This window comes from Streptomyces sp. NPDC050145 (assembly GCF_044460245.1).
Lineage (GTDB): Bacteria > Actinomycetota > Actinomycetes > Streptomycetales > Streptomycetaceae > Streptomyces.
The window spans coordinates 119,096-133,150 of record NZ_JBITJS010000020.1 but is presented as its reverse complement, the minus strand read 5'-3'; the positions used below and the strand labels follow the sequence as shown (position 1 = coordinate 133,150).

At 70.3% G+C, this 14,055-nt stretch carries 18 protein-coding genes, 1 pseudogene and 1 riboswitch; of the genes and pseudogenes, 8 read left to right on the top strand and 11 right to left on the bottom strand.

The window, feature by feature from the left end:
• Positions 1 to 336: 336 nt before the first annotated feature.
• Positions 337 to 1,917, top strand: coding sequence for a S8 family serine peptidase (locus tag ACIBTU_RS32860; protein WP_399130319.1), 1,581 nt, complete (start codon positions 337 to 339; stop codon positions 1,915 to 1,917).
• A gap of 61 nt (positions 1,918 to 1,978) precedes the next feature.
• Here the strand turns inward: ACIBTU_RS32860 and ACIBTU_RS32855 are convergent, their stop codons facing one another.
• Together ACIBTU_RS32855 and ACIBTU_RS32850 are read right to left on the bottom strand one after the other, a co-directional pair.
• Positions 1,979 to 2,353: a fic family toxin-antitoxin system, toxin component gene (locus tag ACIBTU_RS32855; protein WP_399130318.1), complete on the bottom strand. Its 375-nt coding sequence runs from the start codon at positions 2,351 to 2,353 to the stop codon at positions 1,979 to 1,981.
• Positions 2,350 to 2,604, bottom strand: a complete 255-nt coding sequence (locus tag ACIBTU_RS32850) for a plasmid mobilization protein (RefSeq protein WP_399130317.1) — start codon at positions 2,602 to 2,604, stop codon at positions 2,350 to 2,352. The genes ACIBTU_RS32855 and ACIBTU_RS32850 overlap by 4 nt, the downstream gene beginning before the upstream one ends.
• A gap of 158 nt (positions 2,605 to 2,762) precedes the next feature.
• Here ACIBTU_RS32850 and ACIBTU_RS32845 point away from each other — a divergent pair, with 158 nt between their 5' ends.
• Both ACIBTU_RS32845 and ACIBTU_RS32840 read left to right on the top strand, forming a co-directional pair.
• Complete coding sequence (locus tag ACIBTU_RS32845; protein WP_399130316.1) at positions 2,763 to 3,728, top strand: sigma-70 family RNA polymerase sigma factor; 966 nt, start codon at positions 2,763 to 2,765, stop codon at positions 3,726 to 3,728.
• A 145-nt stretch (positions 3,729 to 3,873) separates the two neighbouring features.
• A complete protein-coding gene (locus tag ACIBTU_RS32840) occupies positions 3,874 to 4,863 on the top strand; it encodes a hypothetical protein (RefSeq protein ID WP_399130315.1) in 990 nt (329 codons plus the stop codon).
• Between the two features lie 60 nt (positions 4,864 to 4,923).
• On the opposite strand, the gene ACIBTU_RS32835 is transcribed toward ACIBTU_RS32840, so the two are convergent.
• Together ACIBTU_RS32835 and ACIBTU_RS32830 are read right to left on the bottom strand one after the other, a co-directional pair.
• Positions 4,924 to 5,346, bottom strand: a complete 423-nt coding sequence (locus ACIBTU_RS32835; RefSeq protein WP_399130314.1) for a DMT family transporter — start codon at positions 5,344 to 5,346, stop codon at positions 4,924 to 4,926.
• Between the two features lie 88 nt (positions 5,347 to 5,434).
• Complete coding sequence (locus tag ACIBTU_RS32830; protein ID WP_399130313.1) at positions 5,435 to 5,755, bottom strand: DMT family transporter; 321 nt, start codon at positions 5,753 to 5,755, stop codon at positions 5,435 to 5,437.
• A gap of 162 nt (positions 5,756 to 5,917) precedes the next feature.
• Here ACIBTU_RS32830 and ACIBTU_RS32825 point away from each other — a divergent pair, with 162 nt between their 5' ends.
• From ACIBTU_RS32825 to ACIBTU_RS32815, 3 genes are all read left to right on the top strand, one after another.
• Positions 5,918 to 6,373: a MarR family winged helix-turn-helix transcriptional regulator gene (locus ACIBTU_RS32825; RefSeq protein ID WP_399130312.1), complete on the top strand. Its 456-nt coding sequence runs from the start codon at positions 5,918 to 5,920 to the stop codon at positions 6,371 to 6,373.
• A 221-nt stretch (positions 6,374 to 6,594) separates the two neighbouring features.
• Positions 6,595 to 6,666, top strand: a riboswitch (cobalamin riboswitch).
• 61 nt (positions 6,667 to 6,727) lie between these two features.
• Positions 6,728 to 6,949 (top strand): CbtB-domain containing protein, encoded by a 222-nt coding sequence (locus tag ACIBTU_RS32820; protein WP_384625797.1) that lies wholly within the window; start codon positions 6,728 to 6,730, stop codon positions 6,947 to 6,949.
• Positions 6,950 to 6,972: 23 nt separating this feature from the next.
• Positions 6,973 to 7,737, top strand: a complete 765-nt coding sequence (locus ACIBTU_RS32815; RefSeq protein ID WP_399130311.1) for a CbtA family protein — start codon at positions 6,973 to 6,975, stop codon at positions 7,735 to 7,737.
• A gap of 5 nt (positions 7,738 to 7,742) precedes the next feature.
• Here the strand turns inward: ACIBTU_RS32815 and ACIBTU_RS32810 are convergent, their stop codons facing one another.
• From ACIBTU_RS32810 to ACIBTU_RS32790, 5 genes and pseudogenes are all read right to left on the bottom strand, one after another.
• A complete protein-coding gene (locus ACIBTU_RS32810) occupies positions 7,743 to 8,360 on the bottom strand; it encodes a histidine phosphatase family protein (protein WP_399130310.1) in 618 nt (205 codons plus the stop codon).
• Positions 8,360 to 8,995: a TetR/AcrR family transcriptional regulator gene (locus ACIBTU_RS32805; RefSeq protein ID WP_399130309.1), complete on the bottom strand. Its 636-nt coding sequence runs from the start codon at positions 8,993 to 8,995 to the stop codon at positions 8,360 to 8,362. The genes ACIBTU_RS32810 and ACIBTU_RS32805 overlap by 1 nt, the downstream gene beginning before the upstream one ends.
• Positions 8,996 to 9,082: 87 nt before the next feature.
• Positions 9,083 to 9,283: an acyl carrier protein gene (locus tag ACIBTU_RS32800; protein ID WP_399130350.1), complete on the bottom strand. Its 201-nt coding sequence runs from the start codon at positions 9,281 to 9,283 to the stop codon at positions 9,083 to 9,085.
• Positions 9,284 to 9,391: 108 nt separating this feature from the next.
• A pseudogene (locus tag ACIBTU_RS32795) lies at positions 9,392 to 9,760 on the bottom strand (polyketide synthase dehydratase domain-containing protein); the annotation flags it as partial.
• The gene (locus ACIBTU_RS32790) at positions 9,642 to 9,962 is read right to left on the bottom strand and encodes a beta-ketoacyl synthase N-terminal-like domain-containing protein (RefSeq protein ID WP_399130308.1); all 321 of its coding nucleotides are present in this window, start codon (positions 9,960 to 9,962) and stop codon (positions 9,642 to 9,644) included. The gene ACIBTU_RS32790 and the pseudogene ACIBTU_RS32795, both read right to left, overlap by 119 nt.
• A gap of 236 nt (positions 9,963 to 10,198) precedes the next feature.
• Here ACIBTU_RS32790 and ACIBTU_RS32785 point away from each other — a divergent pair, with 236 nt between their 5' ends.
• The gene (locus tag ACIBTU_RS32785) at positions 10,199 to 11,023 is read left to right on the top strand and encodes a BTAD domain-containing putative transcriptional regulator (protein WP_399130307.1); all 825 of its coding nucleotides are present in this window, start codon (positions 10,199 to 10,201) and stop codon (positions 11,021 to 11,023) included.
• On the opposite strand, the gene ACIBTU_RS32780 is transcribed toward ACIBTU_RS32785, so the two are convergent.
• Both ACIBTU_RS32780 and ACIBTU_RS32775 read right to left on the bottom strand, forming a co-directional pair.
• On the bottom strand, positions 10,968 to 11,618 hold the full coding sequence (locus ACIBTU_RS32780; RefSeq protein ID WP_399130306.1) for a thioesterase II family protein: 651 nt from the start codon (positions 11,616 to 11,618) through the stop codon (positions 10,968 to 10,970). The genes ACIBTU_RS32785 and ACIBTU_RS32780 overlap by 56 nt on opposite strands.
• Positions 11,619 to 11,747: 129 nt before the next feature.
• Positions 11,748 to 12,788 carry a beta-ketoacyl-ACP synthase 3 gene (locus tag ACIBTU_RS32775; RefSeq protein ID WP_399130305.1) on the bottom strand — a complete coding sequence of 347 codons (1,041 nt, stop codon included), beginning with the start codon at positions 12,786 to 12,788 and terminating at the stop codon, positions 11,748 to 11,750.
• Positions 12,789 to 13,022: 234 nt separating this feature from the next.
• Between ACIBTU_RS32775 and ACIBTU_RS32770 the strand changes: the two genes are divergently transcribed.
• A complete protein-coding gene (locus tag ACIBTU_RS32770; protein WP_399130304.1) occupies positions 13,023 to 14,015 on the top strand; it encodes an aldo/keto reductase in 993 nt (330 codons plus the stop codon).
• Positions 14,016 to 14,055: the final 40 nt, after the last annotated feature.

Here is a 14,055-nt window from a genome sequence, read left to right as displayed (position 1 = left end):
CCGTTCGATCCGCTCGATCCCCGAATGCGCGATCCAACTCCGCCTGGTTTTCGGCAAGTTGAAGGCCAGGTGGAGAACTCTTGCCCGAGGGAATGGGCGCCGGTCGCGGCGGCAGGCGCTCTTGCGGGATTCCTATGGATCAGTCAATCTTTCGCCTGGCAGCCCGGGATGGCGAACGGCGCGGCACTCCCAGCATTGATTTGTCATGCTGATTTGTCATGCCCCTGCCATACCGCCTGCCGTATCGATCGGTGTATGCCGGCCACCGGCCCCGACAGGGACCCGGCTCGGCGCACCCCCCACAGCAACGCACCACCGATGAGGAGGACCCCTCACATGTTCGTGATGCGTGATCGGCGGCGCAGACGCGCCGCAGCCGGTGCCATAGCCGTCGCGGCCCTCGCCCTCGGCTCCCTCTCCGCCCTCCCGGCCCAGGCCGCCGCGGGCACCGCCGAAGGCGTCGTCCTGAACGCCGGCGCGAAGGGCACCGTGGCCAACAGCTACATCGTCACCCTGCGCGAGTCCGCCGCCCAGGCGGAGACCGCGAAGGGCCGGGCGGTGGCGACGAAGTTCGGCGCCAAGATCAAGCGGACCTACACGGCCGCGCTCAACGGCTACTCGGTCGAGCTCTCCCAGGCCCAGGCCAAGAAGCTCGCCGCCGACCCGGCCGTCGACACCGTCAGCCAGAACCGCGTCTTCCACGTCGACGGCACGCAGCCCTCCCCGCCGTCCTGGGGCCTGGACCGGCTGGACCAGAAGGCCCTGCCGCTCAACCAGAGCTACACCTACCCGGACAGTGCGGGCCAGGGCGTCACGGCGTACATCATCGACACCGGCGTCCGCATCACCCACAGCGACTTCGGCGGCCGGGCCTCGTACGGCTACGACGCCATCGACAACGACAACACCGCGCAGGACGGGCACGGTCACGGCACCCACGTCGCGGGCACCGTCGCGGGCAACTCGTACGGCGTCGCCAAGAAGGCGAAGATCGTCGGCGTCCGCGTCCTCGACAACTCCGGCTCCGGGACCACCGACCAGGTCGTCGCGGGCATCGACTGGGTGACCCAGAACGCCGTCAAGCCCGCTGTCGCCAACATGAGCCTCGGCGGCGGCGTCGACACCGTCCTCGACGACGCCGTGCGCCGCTCGATCGCCTCCGGCGTCACTTACGCCGTCGCGGCCGGCAACGACGGGGCCAACGCCTCCAACTACTCGCCGGCCCGTGTCGCCGAGGCCATCACCGTCGGCGCCACCACGTCCTCCGACGCCCGCGCCAGCTACTCCAACTACGGCAGCATCCTGGACATCTTCGCCCCGGGCTCCTCCATCACCTCGTCCTGGAACACCAGCGACTCGGCCACCAACACCATCTCCGGTACGTCGATGGCCACCCCGCACGTGGTCGGCGCCGCCGCCCTCTACCTGGGCGCGAACCCGACGGCCACCCCGTCGCAGGTCTCCTCGGCACTCACCACGGCCGCCACCCCGAACGTGGTGACCAGCCCCGGCACCGGCTCGCCGAACAAGCTCCTGAACGTCGGCGACGGCGGCACCACACCGCCGCCCACCGGGGACCGCTTCGAGAACACCACGAGCTACGCGATCAACGACAACGCGACCGTGGAGTCCCCGATCACCGTCACCGGAGTCAGCGGCAACGCCCCCTCCGGCCTCCAGGTGCCGGTGAACATCGTCCACACCTACATCGGTGACCTCCAGGTCCAGCTGATCGCCCCCGACGGGACCGCGTACACGCTGAAGGCCTTCGGTACCGGTGGCAGCGCGGACAACATCAACACCACGTACACCGTCAACGCCTCCTCCGAGGTCGCCAACGGCACGTGGAAGCTCCGGGTCACGGACAACGCGTCCTACGACACCGGCCGGATCAGCTCCTGGGCACTGCAGTTCTGACGCCGAGGCTCTGACACCGACCGAATGAGGGGGGCGGCCGCCTACGACGCGGTCGCCCCTCTCAGTTCCGCGTCCAAGCGCGCATCTCCGCGGCCGCGGCGCGGACGTCGAGGGCGTCGCGGTCGATGCGTTCGGCGAGGTCGGCGGCCGTCTTGGCACCGACCGTGACGAAGAGACCGGACGCGCTCAGGTACGAGGCGGCCACGACTGCGGCGAACAGCTTGTTGCGGGCCTCGAGGGCGGGGACGCGGACCAGTTGGTGCATGAGGGCCGCGGCACGGTGGTGCGGTTCGGCGTAGACGTAGACGTCCATCACCTTGTCGGTGTGGCGGGCGACGGCCGCCTGGAGGCTGCCGAAGTCGGTGACTTCCGGGTCGCCGGGCAGCACGCGGTGGGCGAGGTCGAGAAGCCAGGCGCGGTCGATGTGGATGATCACGCGGCGCGGGTGTCCTTGCTCGCGGGGGCGGCGCCGTGGCCGTCGGTGCCGAAGCGGTCGTCGAAGTGGCCGGCCCACTCGCCGGTGAAGTGCCCGGCGGCACTGAGGAAGCGGTGGCGGACGTCGTTGGCCTCGTCGGCGAGGACCAGGCGGGCGTACTCGTTGACTTCCATCCCGGCCGCGGCAGCGCGCTCCTCGATGCCCGCGTACACCGCTTCGTCGACCCGAACGTTGATCTGTTTCTTCGCCATACTTGAGTGTAGCGCCCCGTACAAGACGCTACGCCGCGTTCTTCCGAGCGCGACCGGCGCCGGAACGCGATCGGGGCCACTTCTCCAGCTACGTATCCGGTCGGTGGGCTGCCGCGTCGTACGGGTGTACATCCGCTTCCCGCGCAAGGAGCCATGACATGACGACTCGAGCTGATCTGCCGCCTGCACCGGACGTGCTGGCGCAGCCTGTGCCGGCTGCGGCCCAGGTCGCGCGTCGTGAGTTCCTGGCCGCGCTGGAGCCGCTGCGGGGCGAGCTGTTCCGGTACTGCCGTCGTCTGACGGGCAGCGTGTGGGACGCCGAGGATCTTGCCCAGGAGACGCTCGCGCGGGCGCTGACCCGTGCCGCGCAGTCCCATCAGCGGGTTGAGCGTCCGATGGCTTGGCTGGTGCGGATCGCGACGAACGCCTACCTCGACCAGGTACGCCGCCCCGCTCCCCTACCTGTCGAGCCGGACGAGCGAGCGGCTCCTTCCGTAGCCGACTCTGTCGAGGTGCGGGAGGCGCTGGCGGAGGTGGCCACCTTGTTGGCACCGCAGGAGCGTGCCGCTGTCGTCCTCAAGGACGTTTTCGACCTGCCGTTGAGGGAGATCGCCGTGATGCTGAGCACCACCGAGGGCGCGGTGAAGGCCGCGCTGCACCGTGGGCGCGGACGGCTCGCCGACCCCGGCCGGACCGTCGCCCGTGCCCGCCGCACCGCCCCGGACCGGGGCACGCTGGAGGCACTCGCGCAGGCGTTCACCGCGTACGACCTGGCCGGGCTGACCAAACTGTTCGTCCAGGACGCGGTGAGTGACGTCATCGGCATGGCCCACGAAGTCGGACGGGACGAGATCGCCGCCGGCTCACTGCACCACACGCTGCACCTGGAGGACTCCGTCCGGTGGCGCGCCGAAGTCCGGGACCTGGACGGCGACCCGCTGGTTCTCATGTGGGCCATCCCGGCTGACGGCAGCGGACCCGAGGCGGTCGAAGACATCCTGCGCGCCGAAACAGCGGACGGCGGAATCACGCACCTGCGCTGGTACTACTTCTGCCCAGATCTACTCACCGAGGTCGGCGAACGACTGGGCGTCCCCTGCCGAACCCACGGCCACGGCCTGTAAGAGCTGCCGTACCCACCGCGGCCTCGAGCCTCCGCGGCATCAGCAGCCGACCCGGCTCGGGCATCCCTGAGGGTGCGGGGCACCGGTCAAGTGCCGGGGCCGTCATCCTGGGCGGGCCGTACAGGGCGAGTTCGAGGAGGCGACGGTGACGGACCGGGGTTCCGGTGGGCGGGCGGGGCAGCTGATCGACGCCTGGGACGAGATGCGGGAGTGCGTCGATCACGATCCGCAGGAGTACGAGCGGCTCGTGGCCGAGTGTGCCCGTGAACTGGCCGCCGATCCGGGCGGTCCGCTCGCGTACCGCTGGACTCTGGGCCTTGTCCTGGCCCTTCCGTATCTGGCCACCAGGAAGCCGGAGGACTCTGACGCCGAGGCGGCGTTCGGTGCGGCGTCGACTGCGGACCGGGCGCTTCCTGGCGAGCCCTGCGAGCACCGGGAGCATCCGTTCCAGGGGAGTCTGGAGGAGGAGCTCGAGTGCGTGCCTGACGTGTTGCGGGAGCTCGGCGGCGACGAGGTGGGCGGTGAGGGGCTCTGGCCGGACCCCCGGCAGTCTCGTGAGGCGTGGCTGTGCCCCCGCAACATCGCCGGGTATGCGCGTGTGGTGATGGAGTCGCTGCGGCCGGGCTCGGCCGGGGGCGACGTGCCGCCGTTCCTGCCGTTCGAGGAGCGCTACGAGCTCGAGGGGCTCACCGCGATCATGGAGGGCTATCCGCTCACCAGGACCTTCGACGTCGCTTTCGACCTCTCCTTCGCGGCCTCCGCGTTGCAGGAGGCCACGGGCGAGGACCTGGCCGGTCGGGTCTTCACGGCCACCGCCGTGACCTGGTACGTGGAGGTCGAGGCCGATCCCGAGCACGAGGAGGCGCAGCAGCTCGTCGCCGAGTTGGTGGCGGCTTTCGAGCGTGTGCTCGAGCTCCTCGGCGAGGGCGGGCCTTGTGCGCACGACGCGCACCCGGCCCTTCCGGACGACACCACCGAGGCTCTGTGGGTGGGCGCGCATCTGGCGAGCGCCCGGGGGCGGGCCGTGTACGTGCAGTGGCCGAGGGAGGGGGTTCCGCCACTCGACTCGGCGCGGTGTTCGGCGTTCGTCGCGGCCACTGCGCGTGATTCGCTGGCGCGGCTGAGGAGTTGCTGACCCGCCGGGAGACCTGCCGGGGACAGCGAGGCGGACACAGGGGGGGGGACAGCAGTCGGGTCAGGCGTTGGCGGGCTGGGTCTGCTGGGCGTGCCGCGGCTGGCCCGTGGTGGCCTCAGGGGCGGAGGGCTTGTCGGCGAGCTTGAGGATGATGACGCCGGCGATGATCAGGCCGAGCCACAGGTACTGGACGCCGGTGAGGGTCTCGTCGAAGAACACCGGGCCGAGCACGGCCGCGCCGACCGCCCCGATACCGGCCCACACGGCGTAGCCGATACCGACGTCGATGGTGCGTAGCGCCTGGCTCAGCGCCCACAGGGTCAGGAGGAAGAAGACGATGCCGACCAGCGACCAGGTCAGTACGGAGAAGCCCTCGCTGCCGCCCACGGCGAGGGCGTAGACGACTTCGAAGCCTCCGGCCAGCAGGAGCATGGTCCAGGAGCGGGTGGCGGACGGGGCAGCGGGCGCGGTGGTGGAGGACATGAGATCGAGGTCCTTTCGAGGCTGGGAGGGGAGAGGAGAGGAGGGGGGGGAGGGAGCCGTAGGTCAGGGGCGGCCGGCCAGGAAGGGGTCAGGCGCCGCCGCTGAGTTGCAGGCCCACGACCCCGCCGATCACCGCGAGGATGCCCAGGGCCTTGCCCCAGTTCAGTCGCTGGCCGAAGAGCAGCGCGCCCAGGAGCGTGATGCCGACACCGGCCACCGACGTCCACAGGGCGTACCCCACACCGACGTTGAAGGTCAGGAGCGCCTTGCTGAGAGCGAACGTCGCCAGCGCACCGCTGATCAGCGTCGCCGCGGTCCACTTCCGGTTGGTGAACCCGTCGGCCTTGCCCGCCGACAGCGCCACCGTGATCTCGAAGACGACAGCGATGGCCAGGTAGATCCAGTGCATGACAGAAGACCTTTCGTTCAGAACTACTTGGAAGCATTTGGAAGTACTTGCTTGTACGTGCAAATGCTTTGGAGCCGTGAGGCGCCCCGAGGTGAACCGCGGCGATGTCGAGAAGCTTGCATGCACATGTACTCTGTTGTCAACGGCTATCGAGGAGGCCCCATGAAGACGTCACAGCCCGCACCGGCCTACGCCTCCGACCAGGCGCTGTGGAGCCGCGCTGTCACGCTCTTCGGGCGCGTGGAGCGGGAGTTGTCCCAGGCGCTGCAGCGCCGGCACGGCATCAGCCTGTCGGAGTTCCGCTCCCTGGAGAACCTCCACCGTGCAGACAAGGACGAACTGCGCATGCAGGATCTCGCCGAGAGCGTCGGCCTGGGGCAGTCCTCGGTAACTCGCCTGGTGGCGCGGCTGGAAAAGGCCGGGTACGCCTACAAGGACTTGTGCCCTTCGGACAAGCGTGGCGTCTACGCGGTCATCACCGAGGACGGCCGGCGGCGCTACCAGGACGCCTGCGCGACCTACGCGGAAGTGCTCTCCTCGGTGCTCAACACCTACGCCGCCGACCCCGAGCTCGGCCCCAGCGTCCAGGCCCTGCGCGGTGCGCACGGACTGCAGTAGCCGACCCGATCGCACGCCACTCCCCCAGGCGCATCGAGGCGCAGGTCTCCTTGTAGAGGCAACTTCATTTCGCGGCGGGTTCGCCTTGTCGCCTCCAGCAGGTACTTGACGGGACATGTTTTTGGCGGAGGGCGGGTTCGTCCCGTCCCGCCTCACCCAGGGCCGTATTGGCCATGCACGCGTCAGGCGGTACGGTCAGTGCGATATCGACGACGGTCGACGGAAGCCGGTGAGAGTCCGGCACGGTCGCGCCACTGTGTGCGGGAGGTCCTCGGGCCTCTCGTGAGTCAGACCCGTGACGGTCGTCCAGTGCACCACCGAGACGGGACGCGAACTCCCGAAGGAGGCCCTGCCATGGCGCAGCACGTCGCCCAGCCGACCGCCGACACGCCTGCTCTTCCGGCCACACTGCCGCTGAGGACGATCGCCCCCTGGGCCGCGTTCTTCGGCATCCTGATGCTCGTCCTGCTGTACTTCGTCGGCGCCGAACAGGGCGCCACCTCCGTGTTCAGCGGCGCGGGGGTCCATGAGTGGGTGCACGACGCCCGCCACCTGCTCGGCTTCCCCTGCCACTGAACCCGTAGGGAAGCCGCGCGCTCATGAACTCGACCACCGTACGCAATCTGCTCGTTCGGGGCATGCTCGCCGGCCTGGCCGCCGGCGTGCTCGCCCTGGTCGTCGCCTACTGGCTCGGTGAGCCGAACGTCGACGGAGCCATCGCCTTCGAGGAGGCCCACGCCGCACACTCGCACGGCGGAGAGGAGGCCGAACTCGTCTCGCGGAGCCTGCAGTCGACCGCCGGTCTCGCCACCGGAATGCTCGTCTACGGCATCGCCTTCGGCGGGATCGCCGCCCTGGCCTACTGTTTCGCCCTTGGTCGCGTGGGCCGTTTCGGCCCACGTTCCACCGCGCTGCTGCTGTCCGGCAGCGCGCTCCTGGCCGTGTACGTCGTGCCGTACCTGAAGTACCCGGCCACCCCGCCCGCCGTCGGCAACCCCGACACCATCGGTCAGCGCACCACGCTGTTCTTCCTGATGATCGTGCTCAGCCTGCTCCTCGCGATCGGAGCGACGATCCTCGGGAAGCGGCTCGCGCCTCGCATCGGTACCCACTACGCCACCGTCGCCGCGCTGCTGGGGTTCGCCGTCGTGATCGGGATCGCCTTCGCCGTGCTGCCCGCGGCCGACGGCGTGCCCGAGCACTTCCCCGCCACGCTGCTGTGGCGGTTCCGGCTCTCCGCGCTGGCCGTCCAGGTCACCTTGTGGAGCGGGTTCGGCCTGGTCTTCGGGGAGCTGGCGCAGCGCCTGCTCCGGCCGAAGCCCGCTCGGGCCGCGACCACCGGGGCGGTTCCTTCCGGGAACTGACCGGCTCAGTCCGCCCGCTGGGCCCGGCCGGTCGATCCGGCCGGGCCCAGCGGCTTTCCCAGCTGTACGTTCCAGCGGCCGCCGCGCCCGCTCAGCTCGGTGACGGTCGACGGCGCCACGTCACAACGCCAGAACGCGGACGCGGGCGCGCCCAGGGCGTGCACGACGGCGGCTCGCACCACGTCCGGTTCGACGACGGCGACCACGGGTCCGTCATCGGGTGCGGCGTCGGGTGCGGCGGTGTCGAGCCATCGGGCCACGCGGGCGCACACGTCGAGCACCGACTCCCCGCCGCCGGGGGCGAACTCCGGGTCGCCGAGCCACCGGGCGACGGCCTCGGGCTCCGTCTCCGACACTTCGGCGAGTGTTCTGCCGTGCCAGGTTCCCCGGTCCGGCGGGGCCAGTTCGGCGGGTGCCGTGACGGGGCCGAGCCCCAGCGCCTCGGCGGTCTCCCGGCAGCGCCGGCTGTCGGAGACGACCGCGCGTACGGGCACGGGCAACGCACCGGCCGCCGCCTCGGCAGCGGCCCGCCCCGACGCGTCGAGCGAAGCGCCGTCGTCGAACCGGGCCTGCCGCAGGGCGGCGTTCACGGCGGGGGCGACGAACAGGACGCGTCGGTTCATCACTCGCCGCGCCTGGCGGACGGCTCGTAGACCCGGATGCCGGTCAGGATGATCCGCAGGATCTCGCGCAGTTCGAGGTGGAGCGGTGCCCGCTGGTCCGGCGACTGGGACCAGCGGTAGAGCAGGCCGAGGTAGGAGTCCCGCAGGATGTTGCCGACGCGCAGCGGGTCGATGCCGTTGGCGACCTCGCCCCGTTTGCGGCCCTCCTCGACGATGGCGGCGAACAGTTCGCCCGCGTGCTCCTCCTCCATGAGCGGGCGGCCTGCCTTGACCCAGGCCTGGAGCATCGTCGCTGTCAGCTCCCGCTCCTCCTCGTTGAATTCGGCCAGTGCCGCCACGCAGCGTTCCAGGTGGACGGTCACATCGTCGTTGCGCGACTCCATGGCTTCTCCCATGAAGTCCTTCAACCGCTTCTTGCGGGCCTCGGCCCACACGGTGATGAGGTCCTCCTTGCGCTGGAAGTAGTTGAAGAACGTGCCGCGTGCGATGTCCGCCCGCTCGGCGATCTGGTCGATCGTCGTGCGGTCGTAGCCCTGCTCGGTGAAGAGGTCCAGGGCAGAGGTGTAGATGGCGTCCCTGACTCGCTGCTTGCTGCGCTCTCGGCGGCCCATGGGGCGGCTGGTCTCGGCGGTCAAGGGCGTTCTCTCCTCTGTCTCATGTCGTCGAAAATCATTTAGCGGAAAATTAAGTACTACAGTACATGTGTGATCTCCAGTACACCATTATCCTCGTTGCCTCATCAGGGAAATCACCAGTTCACCGAGTGGCTCGTCGCCGAGCAGCCGCTTCGCCGTGACGTCGATGCCGAGCTCGCCCTGCAGGCGGACCCGCAGCTCCGTCGCGAGCAGCGAGTCGAGTCCAAGGCCGCGCAGCGGTCGGCGGCGGTCCAGGCGTGACGCCGAGATGTCGAGGACCGTGGCCATGTGCTTCAGGACATCGAGTTCGGCCCGAGGCGCTGCGGGACCTTGCGCGGGCGGGAGCTCGGACGCCGGGTCCGTCCGGGGGGTCACCACCTCGTGGTCACCGGCCACGCGTCGCAGCCGTATCCCCTGGAACTCCGCCGCAGGTGCACCGGCCGTCGTGGTCAGCCGTACATCGCACACCGCGTCCTCGGACCCGAACGGATCCGGCGTGAAGCGGGTCAGCACCCAGCACTCCGCCGCCTCCGGCCGCCTGTCGGCGAGGCGGATCCTGTCGATGGACACCGGCAGGTAGGCGGGGGTCCCGGTGTGCGGCCACGCGGCCGACATCGTCAGCAGCGCCGCCTCCAGGCTCGCCGCGTCACCCTGGTTCGGCTTCATGCGCGCCACCGCCTCGCCGTCCTTGCGCCAGAGCCGCTCGGCGGCACGCAGCGGCTCGCTGATCGCGTACCCGCGCGCCTGGGCCCGGCGGTAGAACTCCGGGGGTGCCGGTGGACACGGCGTAGTGCTCGGCGACGTCGAATCGGTCCGCGGGTACGGGCGTGACCGCGTCGATGTTGTCCTGGAGCAGTTGCCAGAAGGCGTCGACCCCGTTCGCCCCGGGGAACCTGCATCCCATCCCGACGATCGCGATCTCGGGTATGTCGTGCTCGGTCTCTTGTCCGCGCGGTGCATAGATCATGGCTCAAAAATATACGCGAGGTCATGTTTGTACTTGATCAAGCGTCACATCCACGTCGTGGCATGTCCCACACCTGAGGCAACTCGCCCATATTGCAGGCCTCTAGGAGGATACGGCACCCACATCCTCGCCAGCAGGCCGCCCGCCATCGTGATACATCTATGCCTCACGGTCTATTATTGAACTGACATACAAGTTTGCCGGTGTCAGTGCTCGATCGGGACGGGAGAGGTCAGATGATCGCCAAGGTGCTGGGCCCCCTGCGGGTCACGATGAACGGGGAGTCGGTCGCCCCCACCGCACTGAAGGCCAGAAAGCTGTTCGCCCTGCTCATCCTCAACCACGGCAGAGTCGTCCAACGGGCCACCATCGAAAGGGAGTTGTGGGACGCGGACGCTCCCGCGAGCGCGACGACCGGCATCCAGAACTCCGTCATGCAGATCCGCAAGGCCATCGCGGGCTGCCGGAACGGCCCCTCGTCGGGCAGGGCCCCCAAGGACGTCCTGGTCACCGAGGCGACGGGCTACCGCCTCGACGTGTGCGGCGATCAGTTCGACATGACCTGTCACCGGCGGCTCGTCACCGACGCCGACCGGGCCACGGCCGACGGCGACTTCCCGCTCGCCTCCGCTCTGCTGAACAGCGCTCTGCGTCTGTGGCGTGACGTGCCACTGGCGGATCTGCCGACCGGCCCTGTGCTGCGGGCTCACGCGCACCGTCTGACCGAGGATCGCAGGGCCGCGTTCGGCCGTCGCGTCGCTCTCGACATCAGGCTCGGCCGCACGTCCGAAGTCGTGGGAGAGCTGCGGGCGTTGGCCACACTGCACCCCCACGACGAACTGCTGCACCAGTACCTGATCCTGGCCCTGCACCTGTCGGGGCGGCGGGGCGACTCGCTCGCCGCCTATCAGGACGCGCGCACCGCCATCGTGTACCACACCGGCCTCGAGCCGTCTCCGCAGCTGCGCGACCTCCAGCGCTGCATCCTCAGCGGGGCGGAACGTCTCACTCCGGAGCTGGAACTGCGCCTGCTCGGACGGCCCGTGCCCGTGAGCGTGTAGCACGGCATGCCGAGGCCAGGGACGCCCGCAGTTCTGCGAGCAGTACATCCGGCGTGAACGGGAAGAAGTGGCCGCCGTCCGCGAGCTTCGCCGTGCAACGAGCCGTCGTGAACCGGTTCCACCAGGGCAGGACCTCGGCCGGGACGAGCGGGTCGTCGCGGCCCGCGAGCGCGGTGAGCGGAACGGTCAGACGCGTCCCGCTCACCGCCGCCAGGAGCCGGGACGTGAACGCCAGGTCGTGTGCCAGCGTGCGCCGGGGCGGGGCGAGATCCGTGTTCCCCAGGGCATCCGGCGCAAGCCCGTGCCGGGAAAGGATCTGTGTGAGCCCCTCTTCCTCTTCCGAGCCCGGCGGCCCGAAGACGCGCAGCGCGTCGGCGCCGGGGACCGAACAGCTGACCACCAGTCCGTCGCACCGTGCGGCGCCGTGGTCGGCGACCGCGACGGCCAGCAGGCCGCCCATGCTGTGTCCGTAGAAGACCGTGGGCACCGGCGGCAGCGCCCGCAGCTCCGTGACGATCGCCTCGGTCGCCTCCGCGACAGATCCGCACGGCCGCAGGTCCGCCCGGTGTTGGAGCCCGCACCGTACGCAGTGCACGCGTCCAGCGGGCAGGACCTGCAGGCGACCGCATCGCCTCAGTGCCCCATACCGAGGCCGCCGCTGACCGGGAGGACCGCCCCCGGTGACGTAGCTGGTCTCGGGCGCCGCCAGGGCTGTTCGTTGCGTTCATGACGTCGCCCACGCCGCGGCGCGCACCTGGGGCACCTCGAGGTCCGGCCACACCAGAGCGGCCGAACCCCAGGTGAGTCCGCCACCGAAGCCGCCGAGCACCACCCGGGCTCCGGGCACGAGGGCGCCGGAGTGGCAGGCGTCGGCCAGGGCGAGCGGGATGGACGCGGCGACCGTGTTGCCGACCCGGTCGATGTTGGACACGAACCGCTCGGCGGGTACGTCGAGTTGGGCGGCGACGGCCGCCAGGATCCGGGCGTTGGCCTGATGCAGGACGAACGTGTCCACGTCCCCGAGGTCCCAGCCGGACTCGGCGGCGCTGGTCCGCACGGAGGCCGCCATGTGGCGTACGGCCCGTGCGAAGACCGGGCGGCCCTGCATCGTGAAGTAGGTGTCGGCGACCTCCGCGCTCAGCCCGGTGGAGCGCTGTCGCGACCCTCCCGCCCTCACCTCGATCAGACGGCTGTGCTCGCCGTCGCTGCCCAGGCTGAGCCCGTGCAGAGCGCCCGGCTCGGCGGCGTCACCGGCGGTCAGGTACACCGCGCCCGCGCCGTCGCCGAAGATGGCCCGGGTCGTGCGGTCCCCGGGGTCGAGAATCGTGGAGAAGGTGTCCGCACCGATGACCAGGGCGCTGCGTGCGAACCCGGACGCCAGCAGACCGGCCCCCGCCCCGAGTGCGTACACGAACCCGGTGCACACCGCGGCGACGTCGAACGCCGCGACCGCCCCCATACCGAGCCGTGCCGCCACGGCCGGCGCGGTGGCCGGGCACGGTTGGTCCGGGGTGCTGGTGGCCAGCACGACGACGTCGGCGGTCTCGGCTCCGGCCGACTTCAGCGCCCGGCGCCCCGCCTCCACGGCGAGGTCACCGGTGGCCTCACCGGGTTCGATGACGTGACGCCGGCGGATTCCGGTACGGGTGCGGATCCATTCGTCCGAGGTGTCGAGATGGACCGCGAGGTCGTCGTTGGTGACGACCCTCGGCGGCAGCCAGGCGCCGAGGCCCGTGACCACCGCCGCTCGGCCCGGGCCGCTCATCGCTCTCCCCGGCAGGTGCTGCTGGTCCTGTCGCGCGTTGCCATCGCGGTGAAATCCCTCCGGTCTGTGCTGGAGCACTCACCGTCCCAACGCCCGCTCCGCTCTTCCTCACGGACCTCCCACGCCGAGCTCACCGCCGCCGTGAGCACCACGTGAGCGGCAGGGGAGCGCGCACCGGAAGCATCGGTGGCGTACCGGAACGGACCATCACGACACACGGATACGAGGAGCAGCGTGAGGCAGCGCAGGATCGGCAGTCAGGGGCCGCTGGTGTCGGCCATCGGCCTCGGCTGCATGGGCATGTCGGAGTTCTACGGGCCCACCGACGAGGCCGAGAGCCTCACCACCCTTCAGGCCGCGATCGACGGCGGAGTCACCTTCCTCGACACCGCCGACATGTACGGCAAGGGGCACAACGAACGCCTGGTGGGGCGGGCCGTCTCGGGCCGCCGCGACGAGGTGTTCCTGGCGACCAAGTTCGGCATCCGGCGCGACGAGCGTGATCCCCGGCTCGGCCGGATGGTCGACTCGAGCCCCGCGTACTGCCGGCAGGCCATCGACGCCTCCCTTCAGCGGCTAGGCGTCGACCACGTCGACCTCTACTACCTGCACCGTCGCGATCCCGATGTCCCCATCGAGGAGACTGTCGGGGCCATGGCCGAACTCGTGACGGCGGGCAAGGTACGTCACCTGGGGCTGTCGGAGGTGACGGCGCAGACGCTGCTCCGGGCGAACGCCGTGCACCCCATCGCCGCCCTGCAGACCGAGTACTCGCTGTGGACGCGCGACGTCGAGGACGCGGTTCTGCCCGTCGCACGGGAGCTGGGCACGACCTTGGTCGCCTACTCCCCCATCGGCCGGGGCTTCCTCACCGGGAAGATCACCCGGCCCGAGGACCTCGACCCGAGCGACTTCCGGCACTCCCACCCCCGCTTTCAGCAGGAACACCTGCGGCGCAACGTCCGCATGGTCGAACGCCTGCGGGAACTGGCGGAAGACGTCGGCTGCACCCCGGTGCAGCTCGCCCTGGCGTGGCTGCTCGCGCAGGGCGACGACATCGTGCCGATCCCCGGCACCCGCCGCATCGCCTACCTGCGCGAGAACGCGGCCGCCGCCGATCTCCGCCTCACGGAGGAGCAGTTGGCGGCGGTGTCCGCGGCGGTGCCGCGCACCGAGGTGTCAGGCCCGCGGTACGACCCCGCGGGCATGGCCACGGTCGGTCACTGAACCGCCGGCCCACCCCGCTCCACCCGCTCGACCCGCTCCA

What these genes read in the sequence shown, in the direction of transcription:
- ACIBTU_RS32860 (WP_399130319.1), top strand. Translation starts at nt 337, where the DNA reads ATGTTCGTGATGCGTGATCGGCGGCGCAGACGCGCCGCAGCCGGTGCC.
- ACIBTU_RS32850 (WP_399130317.1), bottom strand. Translation starts at nt 2,604, where the DNA reads ATGGCGAAGAAACAGATCAACGTTCGGGTCGACGAAGCGGTGTACGCG.
- ACIBTU_RS32845 (WP_399130316.1), top strand. Translation starts at nt 2,763, where the DNA reads ATGACGACTCGAGCTGATCTGCCGCCTGCACCGGACGTGCTGGCGCAG.
- ACIBTU_RS32835 (WP_399130314.1), bottom strand. Translation starts at nt 5,346, where the DNA reads ATGTCCTCCACCACCGCGCCCGCTGCCCCGTCCGCCACCCGCTCCTGG.
- ACIBTU_RS32830 (WP_399130313.1), bottom strand. Translation starts at nt 5,755, where the DNA reads ATGCACTGGATCTACCTGGCCATCGCTGTCGTCTTCGAGATCACGGTG.
- ACIBTU_RS32825 (WP_399130312.1), top strand. Translation starts at nt 5,918, where the DNA reads ATGAAGACGTCACAGCCCGCACCGGCCTACGCCTCCGACCAGGCGCTG.
- ACIBTU_RS32820 (WP_384625797.1), top strand. Translation starts at nt 6,728, where the DNA reads ATGGCGCAGCACGTCGCCCAGCCGACCGCCGACACGCCTGCTCTTCCG.
- ACIBTU_RS32815 (WP_399130311.1), top strand. Translation starts at nt 6,973, where the DNA reads ATGAACTCGACCACCGTACGCAATCTGCTCGTTCGGGGCATGCTCGCC.
- ACIBTU_RS32810 (WP_399130310.1), bottom strand. Translation starts at nt 8,360, where the DNA reads ATGAACCGACGCGTCCTGTTCGTCGCCCCCGCCGTGAACGCCGCCCTG.
- ACIBTU_RS32800 (WP_399130350.1), bottom strand. Translation starts at nt 9,283, where the DNA reads ATGGCCACGGTCCTCGACATCTCGGCGTCACGCCTGGACCGCCGCCGA.
- ACIBTU_RS32790 (WP_399130308.1), bottom strand. Translation starts at nt 9,962, where the DNA reads ATGATCTATGCACCGCGCGGACAAGAGACCGAGCACGACATACCCGAG.
- ACIBTU_RS32785 (WP_399130307.1), top strand. Translation starts at nt 10,199, where the DNA reads ATGATCGCCAAGGTGCTGGGCCCCCTGCGGGTCACGATGAACGGGGAG.
- ACIBTU_RS32775 (WP_399130305.1), bottom strand. Translation starts at nt 12,788, where the DNA reads ATGAGCGGCCCGGGCCGAGCGGCGGTGGTCACGGGCCTCGGCGCCTGG.